At 38.4% G+C, this 20,128-nt stretch carries 22 protein-coding genes and 1 riboswitch; of the genes, 19 read left to right on the forward strand and 3 right to left on the reverse strand.

Annotation, left to right across the window (positions count from 1 at the left end; genetic code table 11):
• Positions 1 to 33 precede the first annotated feature (33 nt).
• From I0Q91_RS00430 to I0Q91_RS00455, 6 genes are all read left to right on the forward strand, one after another.
• Entirely contained in the window at positions 34 to 2,781 is a 2,748-nt protein-coding gene (locus I0Q91_RS00430) for a chemotaxis protein CheB (RefSeq protein WP_270452158.1), read from the forward strand.
• Positions 2,771 to 4,918, forward strand: a complete 2,148-nt coding sequence (locus I0Q91_RS00435) for an HD domain-containing phosphohydrolase (protein WP_270452160.1) — start codon at positions 2,771 to 2,773, stop codon at positions 4,916 to 4,918. Before I0Q91_RS00430 ends, I0Q91_RS00435 begins: the two co-directional genes overlap by 11 nt.
• Positions 4,919 to 4,961: 43 nt before the next feature.
• Positions 4,962 to 5,357, forward strand: a complete 396-nt coding sequence (locus I0Q91_RS00440; RefSeq protein WP_270452161.1) for a TspO/MBR family protein — start codon at positions 4,962 to 4,964, stop codon at positions 5,355 to 5,357.
• An 84-nt stretch (positions 5,358 to 5,441) separates the two neighbouring features.
• On the forward strand, positions 5,442 to 5,642 hold the full coding sequence (locus I0Q91_RS00445; protein ID WP_270452162.1) for a hypothetical protein: 201 nt from the start codon (positions 5,442 to 5,444) through the stop codon (positions 5,640 to 5,642).
• A gap of 12 nt (positions 5,643 to 5,654) precedes the next feature.
• Positions 5,655 to 6,263 (forward strand): histidine phosphatase family protein, encoded by a 609-nt coding sequence (locus tag I0Q91_RS00450; protein WP_270452163.1) that lies wholly within the window; start codon positions 5,655 to 5,657, stop codon positions 6,261 to 6,263.
• A 21-nt stretch (positions 6,264 to 6,284) separates the two neighbouring features.
• On the forward strand, positions 6,285 to 7,169 hold the full coding sequence (locus I0Q91_RS00455) for a class I SAM-dependent methyltransferase (protein WP_270452164.1): 885 nt from the start codon (positions 6,285 to 6,287) through the stop codon (positions 7,167 to 7,169).
• A gap of 55 nt (positions 7,170 to 7,224) precedes the next feature.
• Here I0Q91_RS00455 and I0Q91_RS00460 read toward each other — a convergent pair whose 3' ends face one another.
• Together I0Q91_RS00460 and I0Q91_RS00465 are read right to left on the reverse strand one after the other, a co-directional pair.
• Positions 7,225 to 7,539: a type II toxin-antitoxin system RelE/ParE family toxin gene (locus I0Q91_RS00460; protein ID WP_270452166.1), complete on the reverse strand. Its 315-nt coding sequence runs from the start codon at positions 7,537 to 7,539 to the stop codon at positions 7,225 to 7,227.
• Positions 7,532 to 7,798: a type II toxin-antitoxin system Phd/YefM family antitoxin gene (locus I0Q91_RS00465; RefSeq protein ID WP_270452167.1), complete on the reverse strand. Its 267-nt coding sequence runs from the start codon at positions 7,796 to 7,798 to the stop codon at positions 7,532 to 7,534. The genes I0Q91_RS00460 and I0Q91_RS00465 overlap by 8 nt, the downstream gene beginning before the upstream one ends.
• Before the next feature lie 178 nt (positions 7,799 to 7,976).
• Here I0Q91_RS00465 and arsM point away from each other — a divergent pair, with 178 nt between their 5' ends.
• From arsM to I0Q91_RS00505, 8 genes are all read left to right on the forward strand, one after another.
• The gene (gene arsM / locus I0Q91_RS00470) at positions 7,977 to 9,110 is read left to right on the forward strand and encodes an arsenite methyltransferase (protein WP_270452169.1); all 1,134 of its coding nucleotides are present in this window, start codon (positions 7,977 to 7,979) and stop codon (positions 9,108 to 9,110) included.
• Between the two features lie 112 nt (positions 9,111 to 9,222).
• On the forward strand, positions 9,223 to 9,516 hold the full coding sequence (locus I0Q91_RS00475) for a nucleotidyltransferase family protein (RefSeq protein ID WP_270452171.1): 294 nt from the start codon (positions 9,223 to 9,225) through the stop codon (positions 9,514 to 9,516).
• A 43-nt stretch (positions 9,517 to 9,559) separates the two neighbouring features.
• Positions 9,560 to 9,859 (forward strand): HepT-like ribonuclease domain-containing protein, encoded by a 300-nt coding sequence (locus I0Q91_RS00480; protein WP_270452815.1) that lies wholly within the window; start codon positions 9,560 to 9,562, stop codon positions 9,857 to 9,859.
• 95 nt (positions 9,860 to 9,954) lie between these two features.
• On the forward strand, positions 9,955 to 10,899 hold the full coding sequence (rarD, locus tag I0Q91_RS00485) for an EamA family transporter RarD (RefSeq protein WP_270452172.1): 945 nt from the start codon (positions 9,955 to 9,957) through the stop codon (positions 10,897 to 10,899).
• Positions 10,900 to 10,971: 72 nt separating this feature from the next.
• Entirely contained in the window at positions 10,972 to 12,126 is a 1,155-nt protein-coding gene (locus I0Q91_RS00490) for a M20 family metallopeptidase (RefSeq protein ID WP_270452173.1), read from the forward strand.
• A gap of 58 nt (positions 12,127 to 12,184) precedes the next feature.
• The gene (locus tag I0Q91_RS00495; protein WP_270452174.1) at positions 12,185 to 13,801 is read left to right on the forward strand and encodes a proton-conducting transporter transmembrane domain-containing protein; all 1,617 of its coding nucleotides are present in this window, start codon (positions 12,185 to 12,187) and stop codon (positions 13,799 to 13,801) included.
• Positions 13,802 to 13,848: 47 nt separating this feature from the next.
• A complete protein-coding gene (locus I0Q91_RS00500; RefSeq protein ID WP_270452175.1) occupies positions 13,849 to 14,358 on the forward strand; it encodes a VOC family protein in 510 nt (169 codons plus the stop codon).
• Complete coding sequence (locus tag I0Q91_RS00505) at positions 14,348 to 14,470, forward strand: TrmO family methyltransferase domain-containing protein (RefSeq protein WP_270452177.1); 123 nt, start codon at positions 14,348 to 14,350, stop codon at positions 14,468 to 14,470. Before I0Q91_RS00500 ends, I0Q91_RS00505 begins: the two co-directional genes overlap by 11 nt.
• Here I0Q91_RS00505 and mntA read toward each other — a convergent pair.
• On the reverse strand, positions 14,452 to 14,883 hold the full coding sequence (gene mntA / locus I0Q91_RS00510) for a type VII toxin-antitoxin system MntA family adenylyltransferase antitoxin (RefSeq protein ID WP_270452178.1): 432 nt from the start codon (positions 14,881 to 14,883) through the stop codon (positions 14,452 to 14,454). The two genes, I0Q91_RS00505 and mntA, sit on opposite strands and share 19 nt — an antisense overlap.
• Positions 14,884 to 15,005: 122 nt before the next feature.
• Positions 15,006 to 15,113: riboswitch (TPP riboswitch) on the forward strand.
• Between the two features lie 107 nt (positions 15,114 to 15,220).
• Between mntA and thiD the strand changes: the two genes are divergently transcribed.
• The 5 genes from thiD to I0Q91_RS00535 all read left to right on the forward strand — a co-directional run bounded on the left by thiD (position 15,221) and on the right by I0Q91_RS00535 (position 20,095).
• Entirely contained in the window at positions 15,221 to 16,048 is an 828-nt protein-coding gene (thiD, locus tag I0Q91_RS00515) for a bifunctional hydroxymethylpyrimidine kinase/phosphomethylpyrimidine kinase (protein ID WP_270452179.1), read from the forward strand.
• Positions 16,045 to 16,710 carry a thiamine phosphate synthase gene (gene thiE / locus I0Q91_RS00520; protein ID WP_270452180.1) on the forward strand — a complete coding sequence of 222 codons (666 nt, stop codon included), beginning with the start codon at positions 16,045 to 16,047 and terminating at the stop codon, positions 16,708 to 16,710. Before thiD ends, thiE begins: the two co-directional genes overlap by 4 nt.
• Entirely contained in the window at positions 16,697 to 17,506 is an 810-nt protein-coding gene (gene thiM / locus I0Q91_RS00525) for a hydroxyethylthiazole kinase (protein ID WP_270452181.1), read from the forward strand. The genes thiE and thiM overlap by 14 nt, the downstream gene beginning before the upstream one ends.
• 233 nt (positions 17,507 to 17,739) lie before the next feature.
• Positions 17,740 to 18,819 (forward strand): AI-2E family transporter, encoded by a 1,080-nt coding sequence (locus I0Q91_RS00530; protein WP_270452183.1) that lies wholly within the window; start codon positions 17,740 to 17,742, stop codon positions 18,817 to 18,819.
• A 277-nt stretch (positions 18,820 to 19,096) separates the two neighbouring features.
• On the forward strand, positions 19,097 to 20,095 hold the full coding sequence (locus I0Q91_RS00535; RefSeq protein WP_270452184.1) for a TAXI family TRAP transporter solute-binding subunit: 999 nt from the start codon (positions 19,097 to 19,099) through the stop codon (positions 20,093 to 20,095).
• Positions 20,096 to 20,128 lie beyond the last annotated feature (33 nt).

Consider the following 20,128-nt stretch of genomic DNA (forward strand, 5'->3'; position numbering starts at 1 on the left):
AAGCTTTTAATTTTTCAGAAAAGTGGGGATATTATGACAGAGAAGCAAGAAAAAAATGAAAAGAAAAAGCAGAAAGATAAAACTAAGAAAAATGCTGACAGAACTAATACTGCCAGCTTTCCTATAGTTGGCATCGGAGCTTCAGCCGGGGGACTTGAAGCTTTCAAAGAGTTTTTTTCTGGTATGCCTGATGACTCTGAAATAGGCATGGCCTTTGTTTTGGTACAGCATCTGGCCCCTGACCACGAAAGTTCTCTTACTGAGATTATCCGTAATTTCACCAGTATGCGGGTTTTAGAGGTCAAGGATGGGATGAAAGTTGAAGCTAACTCTATTTATATTATTCCACCTAACTATGAAATGACCTTTCGCGATGGTGCCCTTCATTTGAGGGAACCTGATGAGCCCAGGGGCCATCGTATGCCAATCGATGTTTTCTTCCGTTCTCTGGCCAGCGGGCAGTCCGAGCAGGCTGTCTGTGTTATCCTTTCAGGAACCGGGAGCGACGGAACTCTCGGACTTAGGGCCATTAAAGGCGAGGGCGGGATGGCCATGGTTCAGGAACCAGATACCGCCAGGTATGAAGGAATGCCAGGCAGTGCTATTGCCACTGGCTTAGTTGATTATGAACTGCCACCGGCAGAAATGCCTGAAAAGCTTATTGCCTATATAACTCATGCTTTTGGCGATCTCCGGCGGTCTACACAGAGTCAAGAGGGAGAAGAAAAATTATTAAAAAAGACTTTTATTGCCCTCCGTAACCAGACCGGCCATGATTTTTCTCAGTATAAACGGAGTACAATTCAGCGACGTATTCAGCATCGGATGTCTGTTCAACAGATTGAGACAATGGATAAGTATGTTAAATATCTCCAGCAGACACCAGAAGAGGTAGAAAGTCTTTTCCGTGATCTACTTATTGGTGTGACCAGCTTCTTTCGGGATTCAGAGGCTTTTAAAGCTCTTGAGGATAAAGTTATTCCAAGTCTTTTAGCTGATAAACGTGAGTCTGGTATACTCCGGCTCTGGGTACCGGCCTGTTCTACTGGCGAGGAGGCCTATTCTATTGCTATTTTGATTGCTGAGTGTCAGGACAGGCATAATCAGAATTTAAAGGTGCAGATCTTTGCAACCGATATTGATAGCAAGGCTATTGTTGTAGCTCGCCGTGGTCTCTTTCCAGCAAGTATTTCTGAAGATGTCTCACAGGAACGGTTATCTAACTTTTTTAAGACTACAGAAGGTGGTAAGACCTATCGCATCCAGAAAAGAATTCGGGAAATGGTGATTTTTTCTGAACAAAATCTAATTGAAGATCCACCTTTCTCCCGACTGGACCTTATCAGCTGCCGTAATCTTTTAATTTATATGCAAAAGGATTTACAGAAAAAAATAATTTCGCTCTTTAGCTATGCCCTGAACCCAGGGGGTTATCTCTTTTTAGGGTCTTCTGAAACATTAGGTGATTCCCATGTTCATTTTTCTACTCTAGACAATAAATTAAAACTCTATCAACTAAAAGAAAATATCCAGAGCAGTCAACAGGAGGGAGAATATGATTTCCTGCCTCCGATGACAGCAACAGATGCAGGCCAACCACCCCTTGTTACACCAGCTAAAGAGGAGAGTGTGGGAAGAACATTAAGAGAGTTAACTGAACAGAAGCTCCTGGAAGATTTCAGCCCGGTTGCAGTCCTTGTTAATAGTTATGGTCAATTGCTTTATATTCACGGTCATACCGGTTTGTATCTTGAACTTTTCCCAGGCTTGAGTGGTGTCAATAATATTCTCAAAATGGCCCGGGACGGCTTACAGTCTGAGTTGACTACAGCTCTCCATAAAGCAGTAAAAGATCAGAAAAAAGTCTTCTGCCCCAATCTGCATATCAATAGTCATAATAATATAACCCAGGCCAATCTAACTGTATGTCCAATAAAAAATGTTCCCAGTTCTAAATATGATGAAGCTTTATATCTGGTTGTCCTGGAAAGGATTTCTTCATCTAAGAATGAATCTCCTATCCTGATTACCGAGCAGTCAGCTAGTGAAGAGGAAGAGAAATATGGCCCAGAAAGCAGAAAGGTTATTGCTGATCTCCGCCGAAAATTACGGGCTAAAGAAGAGTCTCTCCAGAATACCGTTGAGGAACTGCAGACAGCAAATGAAGAACTAAAATCTTCTAATGAAGAGCTGCAATCTGTGAATGAGGAAATGCAATCTACCAATGAAGAACTGGAGACTTCCAAGGAGGAATTGCAATCATTAAACGAAGAATTAAAAACTGTTAATGCTGAGCTGGAAGATAAAGTGGATGAGCTGACCCAGACCAATAATGACATGAATAATATGTTATCAGGTACCGGGATTGGCACTCTCTTTGTTGACCTGGATTTAGAGATCATCAGGTTTACTTCTACTGTTACAGAATTTATTAATTTAATTGATAGTGATATTGGCAGACCTGTAGGCCATATCGCTTCTAATTTGAAAAAATACGACAGTCTATCAGAGGATGCCCAGGAGGTTTTAGACACATTAGTTCCTAAAGAGGTAGAGGTACAGACCAATAACGGAAAATGGTATATGATGCGCATCCAACCTTATAGAACGGCAGAGAATGTAATTAAGGGAGCAGTAATCACCTTTAGAGATATCAGCGAAAGAAAGAAATTAGAGGATGAGCTTGCTGAAGTCTCCAGCTTGCTTTCTGAACAGGCCGATGGAGATAGAGACGAGAAAGCAAAAAAGGAGCCAGGAGAGGTGGAACCAAATGAGAAGTGATGACAACCGCTGGAATGATGGTGCTGAACTCCGTGAAAAGGCTGAATGGATTCTACAAAAAAATGGTGCTGGCAAATCAAAAGAGCTGGAGTCTATGTCATCAGGGGAAATATTTCAGCTCCTCCATGAACTGCATGTACATCAAATAGAGCTAGAGCTTCAGAATGAGGAACTGCGCCAGACTCAGTCAGAGCTGGAGACTGCCCGGGCCCGGTATTATGATTTATATGACCTGGCTCCAGTAGGATATTGTACTCTTTCCCGACAAAATCTTATCCTTAGGGCCAATCTGGCTGCTGCTAAATTATTGGGCAAAACCCGTGATGAGCTTATTAATAAGCCTATTTCCAGGTTTATACTCCCTGAAGATCAGGATAAATATTATTTTTTCCGGAAACAACTTTTTGAAACCGAACAGCCCCAGGAGAGTGAACTCAGGATGGTCGGTTCTGATGACAACCAGTTCTGGGCCTGGTTGTATGCCACTATTTCTCGTAATGATGAAGGTGATCATATCTGCCGGATTGTGCTGGTTGATATTACTGACCGAAAACAGGCTGAAAGAGATTTAAAACAGCGGGAAAAAAGACAGAGACTGGCTGTAGAAATAGCTTCTGATTTTCTGAATAACCCTATTAACCAGATGGATAGAACGATTGATAATGGTCTGGCGAAAATCGGCAAAAATTTGGAGGCAGATAGAAGTTATATATATGAGACAACAGGCGAGAATCAAATTATGGAGTGTAAATATACCTGGTATGCCAGCAACTTAAGAGATCGGCCTGATAATAACATGAATAAACCTGTTGAAATTTCAACCTGGGTCTATGGACAGATTCTCGATCATAAACCTGTTTCAATTACAGACATCAATGACCTGCCTGAAAAAGCTGTAAGTGACAGAAAAAAATTCAAAAGCCAATCTTTTCGCTCAATTCTCTGGGCACCAATGATCGTTGAAAGCTATGTCATAGGATTTTTAGGAATTGATTCTGTTCAGGCTAAAAAAGAATGGACTGATAACGATATTATGACCATGCAGCTAGCTGCAAGCATTGTTGCCAGTGCAATTAAAAGGGTCAAGACAGAAAAAGAGCTTATCCATCAAACATTCCATGATCAATTAACAGGTCTTTATAATCGCACATTTTTTGAGGAAGAAAGCAAACGCTTAAATGTAGAAAGACAGCTGCCAATAGGTCTAATAATTGCTGATGTGAACGGCCTGAAACTGATTAACGATACCTTTGGCCATGAAAAAGGTGATGAACTCCTTAAAAAAGTGGCAGAGATTTTTCAAAATACCTGCCGGGAAGAAGATATTATTACCCGCTGGGGCGGCGATGAATTTCTAATCCTTCTGCCCCAGACTGGAGAGAAGGAAGCACGAGAAATCTGTGATAGGATACGAAAAAATTGTTCTAAGGCTAATGATCTTGAAATACCTATCTCTATTGCCTTAGGTCATTCAATAAAAGAAGATCTTGATGATGATATTTACTCTTCTATTGATGAAGCCGATGAAGTTATGTATAAAAATAAGTTGGTGGAAAGCCGGAGTGTCAAGGGTAATGTCTTAAAGGCATTACTTAATACCCTGAGGTCTAAATGCCATGAAACCGAAGAACATGCCTGGCGTCTACAAAAGATGTCTCGAAAGATGGGTGAAAAAATGGATCTTCCATCCACTGAACTGGACAGATTATTTCTTCTGGTTACAATGCATGATATAGGAAAGGCCAGTATTTCAGAGGAGATCCTGGTTAAAACCGGTGAGTTAAATAAAGAAGAATTAGAGATCATGAAAAAACATCCAGAACGCGGATACCATATTGCCTCAGCAACAGATGAATTTTCCCATGTTGCAAATGAAATTCTCCACCATCATGAATGGTGGGATGGCACCGGTTATCCTGATAGACTTAAAGGAGAAAAAATCCCTCTTTTATCCCGGATAACAGCAATTGTCGATGCCTATGACGCCATGACTAATAGTCGACCCTATAATAAAGGTCAGCTTAAAACTCACCAGGAAGCTATTGCCGAAATAAAAGAATATGCAGGCAGCCAATTTGACCCGGAACTGGTAGAACTGTTTTTGGAGTTATATGAAGATGAGAATGGTATCGATTAAATTAGGATGGCAGCAGAATAATGATTGATAAGGAGCATTAATTATGGACAATAGCAACTGGTACTCAAATTTAAATAAACCAGGCTGGTCGCCACCTTCCTGGGTTTTTGGGCCTGTCTGGTCAGTATTGTATATCTTCATAGCGATCTCTTTCGGCAATGTCTTTATCCAGTTTGCCCGGGGCGTTTTAACCTGGCAGGTCGCCCTGCCCTTTGCCCTCAATCTAATCTTTAATTTTGCCTTTACACCACTGCAATTTAAGCTGAGAAACAATCTTTTAGCATCAGTCGATATTATATTAATCCTTATAACATTAATCTGGGCAATAGTTGCTATCAGACCCTATATTTCATGGGTCGCCTATATCAATATTCCATATCTCTTATGGGTCTCATTTGCAACAGCCCTCCAGCTAACAATCACCTGGTTGAACAGGTAAAACAATTACAACAGTCAAAACCTAAAAATTAACTTATTATTAAAAAACAATTAGTATTAATATCATCGAAAAGGAGTGGTAATAATGGCTAACAAAGAAGCGCAGGAACATGAAATTAAGGGGAATAAGTTGATCTGCCCGATCTGTTCTCATGAAGAATTCTGGACCAGAGAAACTCTAATGAATACACCTGGGGCAACCTTTCTTGGTTTTGATTTTGCCAATAAACAGGCCAAAAACTATATTTGTGATAACTGTAGCTACATAATGTGGTTTTACGAGTAATAGGAGGCTAAAATGACAAAACTGTATATAACCAGACATGGTGAAACAGAATGGAACCTAAATAATAAAATGCAGGGCTGGAAAGAATCTAAACTTACTTCAAAGGGTAAAAAACAGGCAGAATGGCTGGGAGACAGATTAGAAGATATCAACTTCGAAGCCATTTATTCAAGCCCTCTCGGGAGAGCATTAAATACAGCCGAGATAATTACCGATAATAGAGAAACAGAAATAATAATTGATCAAAACCTAAAAGAAATGAATTTTGGTGATTGGGAAGGCAAAACATCATCTGAAATTAAATCTAAAGACTTCGACCAGTATAAGAAGTTCTGGGAGAAGCCCCACCTATTTAATGGAGAAACTGGCGAAAAATTTGATGATGTTAGAAATAGAGTTATACCAGTAATAGACAAAATCATTTCAAATCACACCAATAATATTTTAATTGTTACCCATACAGTTATAATAAAAACTATAATGGCATACTTTGAACAAAGAGCCCCCTCAGAACTCTGGGATCCTCCTTTTATTCATCAGACCTGCTTAAATGTAATTGAAGTAACTGATGACCAGATAGATATAATTTTACATGGAGATACCTCTCACTATCAAGAATAGTTAAAAAGGGGAATTATATTTATGTATAAAAATATCTTAGAGATTTTAACCTGCCCGAGATGTCAGGAAAAGTTACAAATTGAAGCAGAAAAAGAGAGCAACGGTGAAGTGATTGAAGGATTATTAACCTGTACAAACTATCATCAATGGCAGGTAGAAGATGGCATTATTATCTTTCAAGCACAGGAGCAGAAAGAAGTTAATAATTGGAATGAACTATATAAAGACATAAGTTATCAAGAATTAGATACTAAAATAAAAGATTCAACCCCTCAGGTAGAATTAACAGCTCAAAAAGAAGGCATCAGAGAAATCATTAATATTGTTAAAAAGAAAGACTCAACTAAAATACTTGATATTGCAACAGGCAGAGGTATGTTATTGACAGAATTAGTTCAGGAATTTGGCAGTAAGATTAGCCTGGTAGCAGTTGATCTCAGCGCTAGAGTTTTGAAATATGATAGGCTTAAATGCAAAGAACTCAATCCTAAAGCAAGAATAAATTTTATTGCCTGTGATGCAACAGAGTTGCCTATTTTAAAAGATAGCCTTGATTTATCAGTCTCATTTTTTGGTATCCAGAATATGGGCAGTTTAATCCCTGAAGGAATTAAAGAAGGAGTTAGAGTGAGCAAAAAAGGCTTAATCAATACAGGCTATATTATTAAAGATGACAATCCTGAAATTCCGTCAATCAATAAAAAACTAAAGAAGGCCGGCTATGATATTAGACTGGACCAATTTACTGAATCATATTTTCGCCAATCACATAAACTCACCGATGATTACAAGATCAATGTTAAAAAGATATTTGAAGGTATCGGTGGCAATAACAAAAATGATCTAATTCCAATTAAAGATATGTGGTTTGCCCTGGCAATCAGCGAAACCATATTAGATTACTAAAAAAACCACTTTAAAACCCTCCACAATCAAAATATTTGCAAAGGGTTTAGTTAATTCAAAGTAAAAATTTATATTTTCTTTTGCCATGTATAATTCTTCTGATTTCGATAAGATTATTGGTTTCAAAAACAACATAAAATATAATATAATTATCTATTATTAACATACGGTAATTCTTTTTCTTTAAACTTTCATCTTCAGGGACTTTACCTTTATAAGGGAAAAGTATTAGTTGAGATATTTCATTATCAAATTGGTCTATTAACTTTTCTGCATAATCAGGTGAATCTGTTTGAAGATAAGAAACTATCTCATTTAAATCTTTTTGAGCTAACGGTAAATATCTTATATTATATTTTTTATTACTCATTTAATTTTTCTTTCATCTGCTGCATAAGTTCATCATGGGAAATGGTTTCGGCATTATTCTGGCTTTCTATTTCAGCCTCTCCTAATTTTTTATAAAGCTCAAGCAAAGCCTGTTGTTTTTCATATTGTGCAATGCTCATTACGACCATATCACCTCTACCATTTTTGGTTAAAAATACAGGTTCACCTTCTTTATGGCATACATCTGAAATCTCTGTGAAGCTATTTCTTAAATCAGAAACAGGTCTAATGGTTGGCATTTATATCACCTCTTATCAATTTTATATCTTAATTATATCATAATATTGATAATATATTAAGTAAAATTACTTTAAACTTTTTACTTAAAAAATATTTTCGGCTAGATCAACTGTAATCATATCTTATATTGACAATATACGATTAAACCTGCTATAATCAATATAAGAGGTGATCACAATGCATGATAAAGAAAAAATCAAAGAAGCTTTAAAAGAAAGATATGGTGGCATTGCCAGAGAAGACAGGAACAAAGAGGATAATAATGATCAGTCAGCAGATTGTTGTTCAGGTGGTGGTGGAGGCTGCTGTGATGGTTCTGCAGTTGAAACCAATATAGAAACTAAGATAGGCTATTCTGAGGAAGATTTAAATCAGGATACAGCTGATGCCAGCTTCGGTTTAGGCTGTGGCAATCCTAAAGCAATTGCCTCGCTCAAACCAGGTGAGACTGTCCTTGATCTCGGCTGTGGAGCAGGCTTTGATCTATTGCTTGCTTCCAGAGAAGTTGGCGAATCTGGTTATCTAATCGGAGTCGATATGACACCGGAGATGATTGAGAAAGCTAAGGCCAACGCTGCCAAAAATAATTTAACCAATATTGATTTCTATCTGGCAGATATCGAAGATCTACCCCTGGAGGATAATACAGTCGATGTTATAATCTCTAACTGTGTCATTAACCTAACGCCTGATAAAGAGGCCGTTTATAGAGAGGCCCTGAGGGTTTTAAAACCAGGTGGCAGAATTGCAATCGCAGATGTTCTCAAGGCTAAAGAAATGCCTGAGAAATTAATGGCCGATATTAAAAATTATATAGAATGTATAGCCGGTGCGATAACTAAAGCCGAGCTAAAAAGAATACTAACTGAGCTTAATTATTCCGACATTGAAATCAAAACAAAAGCAAATAGTGATGAGATCGTTGATAGCTGGTCTGATGAATATAATCTTTCAGATTATATTTTCTCAAGCTATATAACAGCTCGCAAGCCTGGTGAGACCAGTAAGCCCAACAAACCGAAGCCAGAAGTTTCTCCAGAGGAGTATGCAAAGCTTGCTAATGCTTTAGGTAACTCTCACAGGATTGAGATTCTGAAAATCCTTGCTGCCCAGCCAGCAGATGACAGGTGTATGGTCGGTAATTTAGTTGATAAACTCCCGATCTCTCAATCCACAGTATCCCAGCATCTTAAAATCTTAAAAGAAGCCGGCTGGATTATCGGTCAGACAGATGGCCCTAAAGTCTGCTACTGCTTAAATGATAATACCGCCAACCAATTTAAGCAACTAACTGACAGCCTTTTGAGTTAAGTTCATATCTCTAACCCTATTTTTAAAAAGATGAAAACATCCTTTTAATATGCTAAAATATAAATAAGAAAAGTAAATCATTTATCATAAACTTTTCTCAGGAGGGATAGCCATGGAATTAAGAGATTATGTTAAAAACAAAATAATTAAAATTTTAAAAGAGCATAATATAACTAGAGCAAGCATTTATGGTTCCTATGCCAGAGGAGAAGCTAATGAAAATAGCGATATAGATATTGTAGTTGAATTAAATCGCCGAAGTCTTTTTGAGTTAGTGGGCTTGAAACAGGATATTGAAGATGCAACTGGCCTAAAGGTAGACATTACAACATACCATGGACTTGATAACTCTCCAAGAGAAGGTATTAAAGACAAGATAAAAAAAGATGAGGTTAAAATAATATGATTGATGGAAGAATAGAGATTACCTTTTAGATATTAAGACTTCTATTGAGTTGATTAATAAATATATTTCAGGCATTAATAAAGAAGAGTTTTTGAGCAATCAAGAAAAACAGGATGCAGTTGTAAATAGATTGCAGGTTATTGGAGAAGCAGTGAAAAACATTGATGAAGTTGTTAAGAAAAAGTATACTGGTATTCCCTGGCGGCAGATGGCTGGCATGAGAGATGTATTAATTCATAGATATCATGGAATAGATATAGAGCTTGTCTGGGATACGGTTAATGATGAATTGGTTTTAATTTTAGAAGAAATCAATAAAATGTTAGAAAATATGAATGAATGAAATATCTCCAGGGATTAATAAAACCCTGGGCTTTTTCTTATTTTGAGATTAAAATTATAATAAATTTAACAAATCAAATGAAACAGGTGATGAAGTTGGAAAATCAGTCAGATTCACAGAATAAATATAATAAAAAATTAGGTATAATCTATGGCGTCATGGCCTTTACAGCCTGGGGCTTTTTGCCGGTATACTGGGATTTATTAAATCAGATACCTGCCCTTGAAATCCTGGCCCATCGGATAGTCTGGTCCTTTATTTTTGTAACAGCCCTCCTTATAGTTAAGGGCAAATTCAATACCCTGAAGGAAATCCTGGCCAGCAGGCAGAAATCTCTGCTTGTCTTTGCCGGAGCAGTCCTGATCAGTATCAACTGGTATACATATATCTGGGCAGTAAATTCTAATTTTGTCCTCCAGACAAGTATGGGTTATTATATCAACCCCCTGGTTGTCTCACTTTTGAGCATGGTTGTTCTTAAGGAGAAGTTTAATAAAGGCAAGATAACAGCACTTATCCTGGCCACCATCGGTGTCCTGATCCAGACAGTTCAATACGGAAGTGTTCCCTGGGTGGCCTTAATCCTGGCAGTTAGTTTTGCACTCTATGGCCTGGTCAAAAAGATAGTCAATATCGATACTATTACAGCCCTGGCCCTGGAAACCTTAATGATTACCCCAATAGCATTATTCTATATTGGCCGGATTGAACTTGGCGGCACAGGCAGCCTGACAGTAATTCCTTTCTCAGTTCTCGTCATCTTATTACTTTCAGGTATAGTTACTGCCACACCATTGCTCTGGTTTGCCAGAGGAACCCAGCTAGTTGAGTTTTCAACGATCGGGTTCTTACAGTATATTGCCCCAACAATCAGCTTTTTCCTAGGAGTATTCTTCTTTAGAGAAGACTTCTCAATAACCCACCTGATCAGTTTCGGCTTTATCTGGACCGCCCTGATTGTTTATACGCTGGCAATTACCAGAGGCACCAAAAAGGAGCAGGGTCAGGTCCGAACCAGCAAATCTGAAACCAGAGTATAAAAGATTGAGAATAATCTTAAAATGTAAAATCTTTTATAGAATTAAAACGACCTTAGGAGGTATAATTAAGTAATGAAGAATATATTTCAGCAGATAGCAGCCAGAGAAGATGAAATGATCAAAGAACTGGAGCAGCTAGTCAATATCGATAGTGGTTCATATACTAAAGCAGGGATCGACAAAATCATCTCAAAATACGATGATATCTATACCGGTCTCGGCTTTGAAACAGAAATCAAAGAAAATGATGAAAATGGCAATAACCTGATTGCCAGAAGAACTGGAGAGCTTGATGGCAGCTGGCTATTTTTAGGCCATGTCGATACAGTCTTCCCTGAAGGAACAGCAGAAAAACGGCCATTTAAACTCGATAGAGAAGCCGACAGAGCCTATGGCCCAGGTGTCTGCGATATGAAATCTGGAGTCGTTATCCTAAAGAATGTATTAGAAACCCTGATAACCTCAGGTACTGAACTCCCTGACCTGGTTGTTCTCTTAAATGGAGATGAAGAGATCGGTTCTCCAACCTCCAGAGAACTTATAGAAGATGCTGCCAGAGAGGTTACAGCCTGTTTTGTATTAGAACCAGGCCGCCAGGGTGGCGAGCTGGTTATCGCCAGAAAAGGTGTCGGTATCTATGAACTTATAGTTAGTGGCCAGGCAGCCCATGCCGGTTCCAACCATCAGGATGGGGTCAGTGCAATCGAGGAACTAACCTATAAGATCCAGGATGTCCATAAACTGACCGATTATGAACAGGGTATAACCCTTAATGTTGGCGTAATTGCAGGCGGAGAACGCCCTAATATCGTAGCTGATAATGCCCGGGCAGAAATAGACTTAAGAATCGTGAAAGCTGAACAGGCCGAAGAAATAGAAAAGCAGCTTAAAGCAATAGCAGCTAAAGAATATCTGCCAGGTGCCAAAACTATCCTGAAAGGCGGACTCAACCGGCCTCCAATGGAGCCGAGCCAGCAGTCAGAGCAGTTCTTTAACATCTTTGCAGAAGCCGGTAAAAGCCTGGGACTTGAACTGGAAGAAAAGTTAACCGGTGGAGCCTCAGACGGCAACTTTGTCAGCGGTTTAGGAGTACCAACCCTTGATGCCTTAGGAGCAGTTGGTGGCGGTAATCATAGCGATCAGGAATATATTGAGCTCTCAACATTAGTCGAACGGGCTCAGATCCTGGCAGGCGGCCTGACAGAACTGGCCAGCAAATTAGACTGATCTTAAAGTTTTTAAGTTGGCAATCTACTCAAATTAGTCGATTCCAGGAGGTTTTAATATGCCTTCAACACTTACAGATATATTGCCTTTAACATTAATTAACCCTGGTATTATCCTGATAATTACCGGGTTTATATCTATCTTTTTAAAAAATAATAAGCAGCGCCTGATAATTTCTCTTACTGGTCTGGCGACTGCTCTATTTATTCTCCTGGGATTACCTGAAGGTGAGCGACTATTAACATTTGTCTTTCTTGATTTTGAGATAATATTGCTTGAGGTAGATGCAATCTCCAGAAATATTGCCCTTGTCTTTGTCGCCTTCGGCACCAGTGCCTTTATTTTCTCATATAATTTTTCGACTAGAAAAGAATTTCCCCTGGTTAATTTCTATCTCGGCTTTTCCTTTATAATTTTATTTGTCGGCGATTTTATCAGCTTCTTTATTGCCTGGGAACTCATAACTCTTTCTGCATTCTTTCTAATATATGATATTTATGACGGTGTCAGACAGCATACAGCCCAGTATTATATTTTGATGCATGTCTTTGGTGGCCTGATGCTTCTCTGGGGAATAATCCTCCATGTAACAGAATCAGGCTCTGTGATCCTTGCAGTCCCGGAAAGAGGCATGATTTTCTTCCTGTTATCAATCGGAATCAAACTGGCCTTTGTTGGCGTCCATACCTGGCTGCCCAGGACCTATGCCAATATTCCCTTCCATGTCAGCGTTATTCTATCTGCCTACACCTCAAAAATAGGTGTTTATGGCCTCTACAGATTAATAGAGATAGATAACATCCTGCTTGCCTATTTCGGGGTCTTTAATGCCATTTTAGGAGTTGCCCTGGCCATAACCCATTCTGATATAAGAAAGATCCTGTCATATTCAATTGTCAGCCAGATAGGTTATATGATTGTTGGAATCGGCATCGGCAATGAATTAGGCATAGTTGGTGGTGGCTTTCATATCGTTAATCATATTCTATATAAAGGGCTCCATTTTATAATGGCTGGAACGATTATTTATTCCATCGGCCATGATAACCTTGAACATCTAGGCGGCCTCTGGAAAAAGTTGCCCTTAACCTTTATTACCGGTCTGATTGCCTCATTATCTATTGCCGGATTTCCATTTTTTAATGGCTATCTCAGTAAAACAATGATCAAACATAGCACCGACAATCAGATATTATATTACGGCATGATTATAGCAGGAATTGGCACAGCCTTAACATTTATTAAGGTTATCTATTTCGGCTTCATAAGAGAAGGGGACAACCCTGAAATAAAGAAACAGCCATTATTTTCAATGAGATTCTCAATGGTCTTCTTAACCATTATTATGATGGCTACCGCTATACTGCCGGATCAGATGGAATCCCTCTATAATATCTCAACTGGCATTAACTATTTCTCAGGCTATGAAATCTGGAGTGCCCTTCAGCCTAATTTAATTGCCCTGGCATTATTTCCAGTCGTAAAAAGAGCCATTTCACCCCATCCAGAAAAGCCAATCGAACCAGATTTTTATTGCAATGCCTGTAACTACTTTATCGAATTTGACGACAATGTCTCGAAAATCCATACCGGCGACACAGTCAGATACGTCACCTGGGTTCTATTCACCCTGGTCTTACTCTTACTCAACTTTTACGTAATCAACTTATTCTAAACCAGTTTTTATTAGCCTCAATAATAAAAATAAAGGAGATGTAAACCATGCCAGCCGATCCATTTATATTTTTTAATGGCAACTGTAGAGAGGCAGTCGAATATTATGCAGAGGTTTTTGAAACTGACAGTCCAGAGATTGATACCTTTGAGGAAAACTTAGAAGATATTGAGATAGATTTATCGGAAGCTGACATCAGGAGAGTTATGTATACCAGTCTTGAGATTGAAGGAAGTGTCGTAATGTTCTCAGATGCCATAGAAGACGATCCTGTAACTTTTGGGACAAATATGAGCCTGGTTATTACCTCTGATAGTATTGATAGAATCAGAAAATATTTTCAGCGGCTGGAAGAGGATGGTCAGGTCCTGATGCCACTTAAAGAGACCTTTTGGAGCAAATGTTTCGGTGCAGTAATAGATAAATTCGGTATACTCTGGCAGTTTAATCTTGAAGGACCAGGAATAGATGAAATTATCAAGAAGAGAAAAGAAAATTTTAATATTGATGATAGTCTATCCGAAAAAGAAATAATGGATTTATTGGATGAAGAATAAATTATTGAGCAGGGATGATAATATCCTGAAAGTTAAAGGTCTCGATGCCATTAATGAAACCCCAGTCCTGGATATCAGGCCATTCGCTGAAAACTATGACTGTCCATCCTGATCATTAAGTATCTTCTCCTTTAAATATTTTTGCTGTACTTTCAAATAAGGCTTGAAATCCAGGTATTTTCGAATAGTTAAAGAAAAATAACTGTTCGGTTCAAAGTCTTCTGCTGCATATAATAAATTGTTATGTTTTACAACCTCGTATTTTGCAACAATTGAAAGGTTATTTAATATTACTAGATCAATATTATCATAACCTAGATCAGTTAGTTCTTTTAAGACCTTCAACTTGATTTCTGATTGATTTTTTTCTTCCCTTAGCAAAATAGCAATATCAAGATCACTTAAACGGTTGGCCTTCCCACTTGCATGGGATCCAAACAAATAAGCAGCCTGGATATTCTCTATATCATCTAAATTTACAAAATAATCTTTAACAGCTTTTAGATCATCAATCAACTCGGTCATATTATCACCTCTAATGGCTACAATTACTTTAGTTTATTATAACATAAGTTAATCTTAATTTATATTCCTCTTTTTTAATTCCAGTATTTATGTTATAATATAGCCGTATTAGCAAAAACTAAATAAAGCACAGGGGGAGCTATTATATAGCTGAGAATGAGGTATTGACCTCTAGACCCTTGAAACCTGATCTGGATAATACCAGCGGAGGGATGTGTAGATTAAGTGCTATTATTTTCACTTATAATAGACTTAAAATAATTTGTATTTCAGGCACAGTCCTTCCCGGGCTGTGCTTTTTTATATGCCAAAACATTTATATGAAAGGGGATTAATTATGCAAAAAGTTCTAACAGTTGCTGGCTCTGATTCTGGTGGAGGCGCCGGTATCCAGGCAGATTTAAAAACCATGACAGTCCATAATGTCTATGGCGCCTCAGTTATAACAGCCTTAACAGCCCAGAATACCCTTGGTGTTCAGGACGTTAGTCCAGTAGATTTAGATTTTATTGCCAGCCAGTTTGATTCAGTTTTCCAGGATATTAATTTTGATGCTGCCAAAACAGGAATGCTGGCAACTAAAGAGATCGTTATTTTAACATCAGAAAAATTCAAAGAATATAATCAGGCTAATCTTGTTGTAGATCCAGTAATGGTTGCTACCAGCGGTGACCTGCTCCTTGAGAGCACAGCCGTTGATGCATATAGAGAAAAACTCCTGCCCCTGGCAAAGGTGGTCACCCCAAATTTAAATGAAGCCAGAGTTCTGGCAGGATATGAACCTAATGCAGAAGTTGATCCAGAAGAGCTGGCCAGAAAGATATATGATTTTGGCTCTGAATATGTATTGGTTAAAGGAGGCCACTCTAACATAGAGGCAACTGTCAGTGGCCGGCCCCCCCAGGTCACTGACATCCTTTATGATGGCAAAAACTTCACAGAATTAAGTGGCCAGTATATTAAAACTAATAATACCCATGGTACAGGCTGCACACTTTCAGCCTCAATAGCCAGTAACCTGGCCCTGGGTCTGGAAGTCGGAAAGGCTTTAGAGGCCTCAAAGCAGTATATTACCCGGGCTATTAAAGATGAAATTGAGATTGGTTCAGGTAATAATCCTGTTAACCATCTTGTTAAATGTATCGAGCGAGGTGAAGCTACTTGAAGAAATTGAACTGGGATCTCTATTTAATCACAGAGGAGAAGTTATCAGCTGGTCGCTCAACCCTTGAAGTTGTCAGAGAGGCAGTTGATGGTGGCGTTGATGTAATCCAGTTAAGAGAGAAAAACCTGCCATTAAGAGAAAGGTTTAGACTTGGCCAGGAGATTAAAAAAATAACTGAACAGACAGATATAGATTTCATTGTAAATGATAGGGTCGATCTTGCCCTGGCTCTTGATGCAGATGGAGTTCATCTTGGCCAGTCAGATCTCCCCCTGATTGAAGCCAGAAGAATTCTCGGAGAAGATAAGATCATTGGAATCTCAGGACATACCTTTAAAGAAATAGAATTAGCCGAAAGAGATGGTGCCGATTATCTTGGAGTAGGTGCCGTATTTTCAACTGATTCCAAGCAGGTTGATAGCTCCAAAGATGGAATTGGGCCGGCAGGAATTACAAAAATAAGCGAAAAGAGCAACCTTCCAATCATTGCAATCGGTGGGCTTAATAAAGATAACTGCTGCCAGGTCATTGAATCTGGAGCAGATACTATCTCTGTTATATCAGCAATTACAAAAGCAGCAAATATTTCTGAAGAGACTAAAATCTTTAAAGACAGAATAATCTCAGCCAAAAGAGGTGCTATTAAAAATGGAATTAACTGATCTATTTTCAGATTTAAATAAAACAGGCCAGAATCTATTAAATGAAATCAATGAACAGAAGCCGTTAATATTACAGCTGACCAATGAAGTTACCATGAATGACTCTGCCAGCATAACATTAAACTGGGGTGCTTTGCCAGTAATGTCAAGCGGCAAAGAAGATGCAGCTGAAATGGTCGAGTCAGCAGCTGCCCTCCTGATTAATATTGGTACCCTCAATGATCATAAATTAGAAGTTATGCTCAATGCAGGCAGGAGAGCCAATCAATTAGGAATTCCTGTTATTTTAGATCCAGTTGGTGCCGGGGCCACAGATTATCGGATAAAGTCAGTTAATATACTGCTGGACCAGCTTGATTTTGCAGTCATTAAAGGAAATCAGAGTGAGATAGATATTCTGGCAGGAGTTGATTCAGAGATCAGAGGAGTAGAATCAATGGCTGCAGGCGATAATTATAAAGATTCAGCCAGAAAGCTTGCCGAAAGCCATTCTGCAATCACAGTTGTCACAGGCCCGGAAGATTACATCGCTGATTCAGATAGAGCTATCAGTCTAGCAGGTGGAGATGAAATGCTTGGAGCTGTTGTTGGTACAGGCTGTATGCTTGGCAGCAGCCTGGCAGTTTTTGCAGCTGTCAGTGATCATGAACCTGACTTATTTAAAAGAGTTGTAGCGGCAGTTCATTTATATAATGTCGCCGGGGAAAAAGCAGGCAGAATTAAGTATTCACCGACTGCTTTTAAAACTGAGTTTTTAGATAGCATTTATCATAAAAGCAGTAATCCAGACTCATAAACTGATGATCATATGTGGATAACCTGTGCACAATGTGGATAAATTGTGGACTAATTGTTAATAACTTGTTGAAAACTAACTTTTGTCGGCAGGCAACCCCATACAAGATCTTCCCCATAAGCTAGAATGTTAAATGCCTGCCGGCATTTATTTATATTACTAGCATTTAAGGCCCTATATATGTTATATTATATATAGATATATAATTTACCATTGTATTTAGGAGGCCAAAAATGTTTCAGAACCGATTCTTTAAATTTACAGCAGCTACTATAATGCTCTTAGCAATATTTTTTATTATAAACCAGATACCACAGCTAGTTGATTTTTTTAGCGGTATCTTTCAGTTAGTAATAATACCATTACTACTGGCAACATTTTTCTATTATCTACTTAGACCATCAGTCAGATTTTTGTATAAAAATATTAAGCATAAGAATCTATCGATTCTTTTAACAATTTTAGCACTGCTTGTTCTAATCTCCTTTATAACTTATTTTGCTGGTAATATCATTTATACAGAAGTTCAAAGACTGATTAGATTTTTAAGTGATTATGAAAATATCGCTGTCCGAATCAGTCAGGCAATAAGTGATGTAGAGGAGATAGAATTTTTAGCAGAAATTGATATAGAGGGTAGGTTAGTTCAAATTGCCAGAGATGTTGGTAATAGGGTTACAGGCTTTGATTTTATAGGGATCTTTGATTCCCTGGCCCAGATGTTTATTATAGTCTTTTTAACACCCTTTCTGGTAATTTATTTTCTTAAAGATGATAGACTATTATTCAAGAAGTTTCTCAGATTGATCCCTAAGGAGAAAAGAGATACTGTAAAAGCAATTATAGGTAAAATAGATCGAACCTTCGGTGTTTATATACCCAGTCAGCTCTTAGTTGGAGCTATCTCCGGTATTATTATGTTCATAGGCTATATGATTATCGGGATGCCCAATGCCCTGGGTCTGGCTTTTATACTGGCAGTAGCATCTATCATACCATTTATCGGACCGGCAATTGGTGTTGCCCCGGCTGTTTTTATTGCCTTAACGACCAGCTGGGTAATGTTACTCCAGGTGGCTGTCTTGATGACGATTGTCCAGCAGTTTGAAAACAATGTTGTCAGGCCAATTCTCCAGGGTGGCATGTTAAACACCCATCCTATTGCTGTAATTCTCTGTATTGTCATCGCCTCCCTTTCATTTGGAATCCTGGGAGCTCTGGTAGCAGTTCCTGTCTATGTTTCTATCAGAGAGAGCAGCAAAGTTATCCTCAGCGGAAAAGGTGGTATGTTCTCAGAGATAGGAAATAATTAAAGCTATATTTATTCATATCAGATAAATACTTTATAAGTGATTCAGGCGGCCTCTGGCCGTCTTTTTTTATCTTTTTGATTTAATAATTCATGGAGTTCATGAATTATTTCTGATTATTTTCGACAATATTTTTTAATATTTAAAGGATTTTATGCATATACATAGAATATATATAGTATATTTAATTTAAGTCTTTAAAGCACTAAATTACTTAATGTGAGGGGGGAATTATATAGGAAGATTTACCAAAACAATAAAGACAAATAGGGAGGATAATATGAAAAAATTATTAACAGTATTTATTGTAGTCTTATTGATTATGGCATTTAGTACTGCGACCTTTGCTAGTGAATTTATTGGGATTGCAACAGGTTCAACCGGAGGAACTTTTTATCCAGTAGGTGTTACAATTGCCACAGTTATCGAAGATGCTATTGGAGAAGAGATGAATGTCAGGTTCTCAGCTCACACCTCAGGAGGTAGTGCTGATAATCTCCAAATGCTTGCTTATAATGAAATTGAAATGGCTATTGTTGGTGCAGTTCCGACTTCCCAGGCTTATCTTGGAGTAGAGCAGTATGAAGGAGCAGAAATCAAGAATTTAAGATATGTTACTGCCCTTTATCCAGAAGTTATCCAGTTTGTTTATAGGCTAGATAGCGACATTGAGACTGTCCATGACCTTGTTGGTAAAAGGGTTGCTTTAGGGCCTCCAGGTGGTGGAGGAACATTCTATACTCCTCCAATCTTTGAGGCTGTCGGTGACTTTACTGAAGCAGATTTAAGGGCCGAGTATATGGGTTATTCCGATTCAGCCCAGGCAATGCAGAATAATCTAATCTCAGCAGCATATTTAGGTGCCAGTTACCCAACTGCTGCGGTTTCAGAATTATTTGCTAGCCCTGTCAATGTTGATATCATAGAATTTACCGATGATGAGATCGCTGATCTCCAGGAGCTAGCACCATATTTTACAAAGGTTGTTATTCCTGAGGGGACTTATCCAGGTCAGGATAGAAACCTATCAGTTGTTGGTTTCAAAACAGCAATAGTTGTTACTGAAGATGTCAGCGAGGATATTATATACGCAATGCTTAATGCTTTTTATCTAGAAGAGTTAGAAGAACTTCACGAGAGACAGAGTGCATTAAAGCCAGTTGTTTTAGAAGAAGCTATTGCAGGTCTGAGTGGTGCTCCTCTTCATCCAGGAGCAGTAAGATTTTATGAAGAGCAGGGCTTTGAAATTCCAGAAGAATTACTTCCACCTGAGCTCTAAAATCTTAGATAATCCCGGGGCCTAACGATTTGT

The organism is Halonatronomonas betaini (assembly GCF_015666175.1).
Lineage (GTDB): Bacteria > Bacillota > Halanaerobiia > Halanaerobiales > Halarsenatibacteraceae > Halonatronomonas > Halonatronomonas betaini.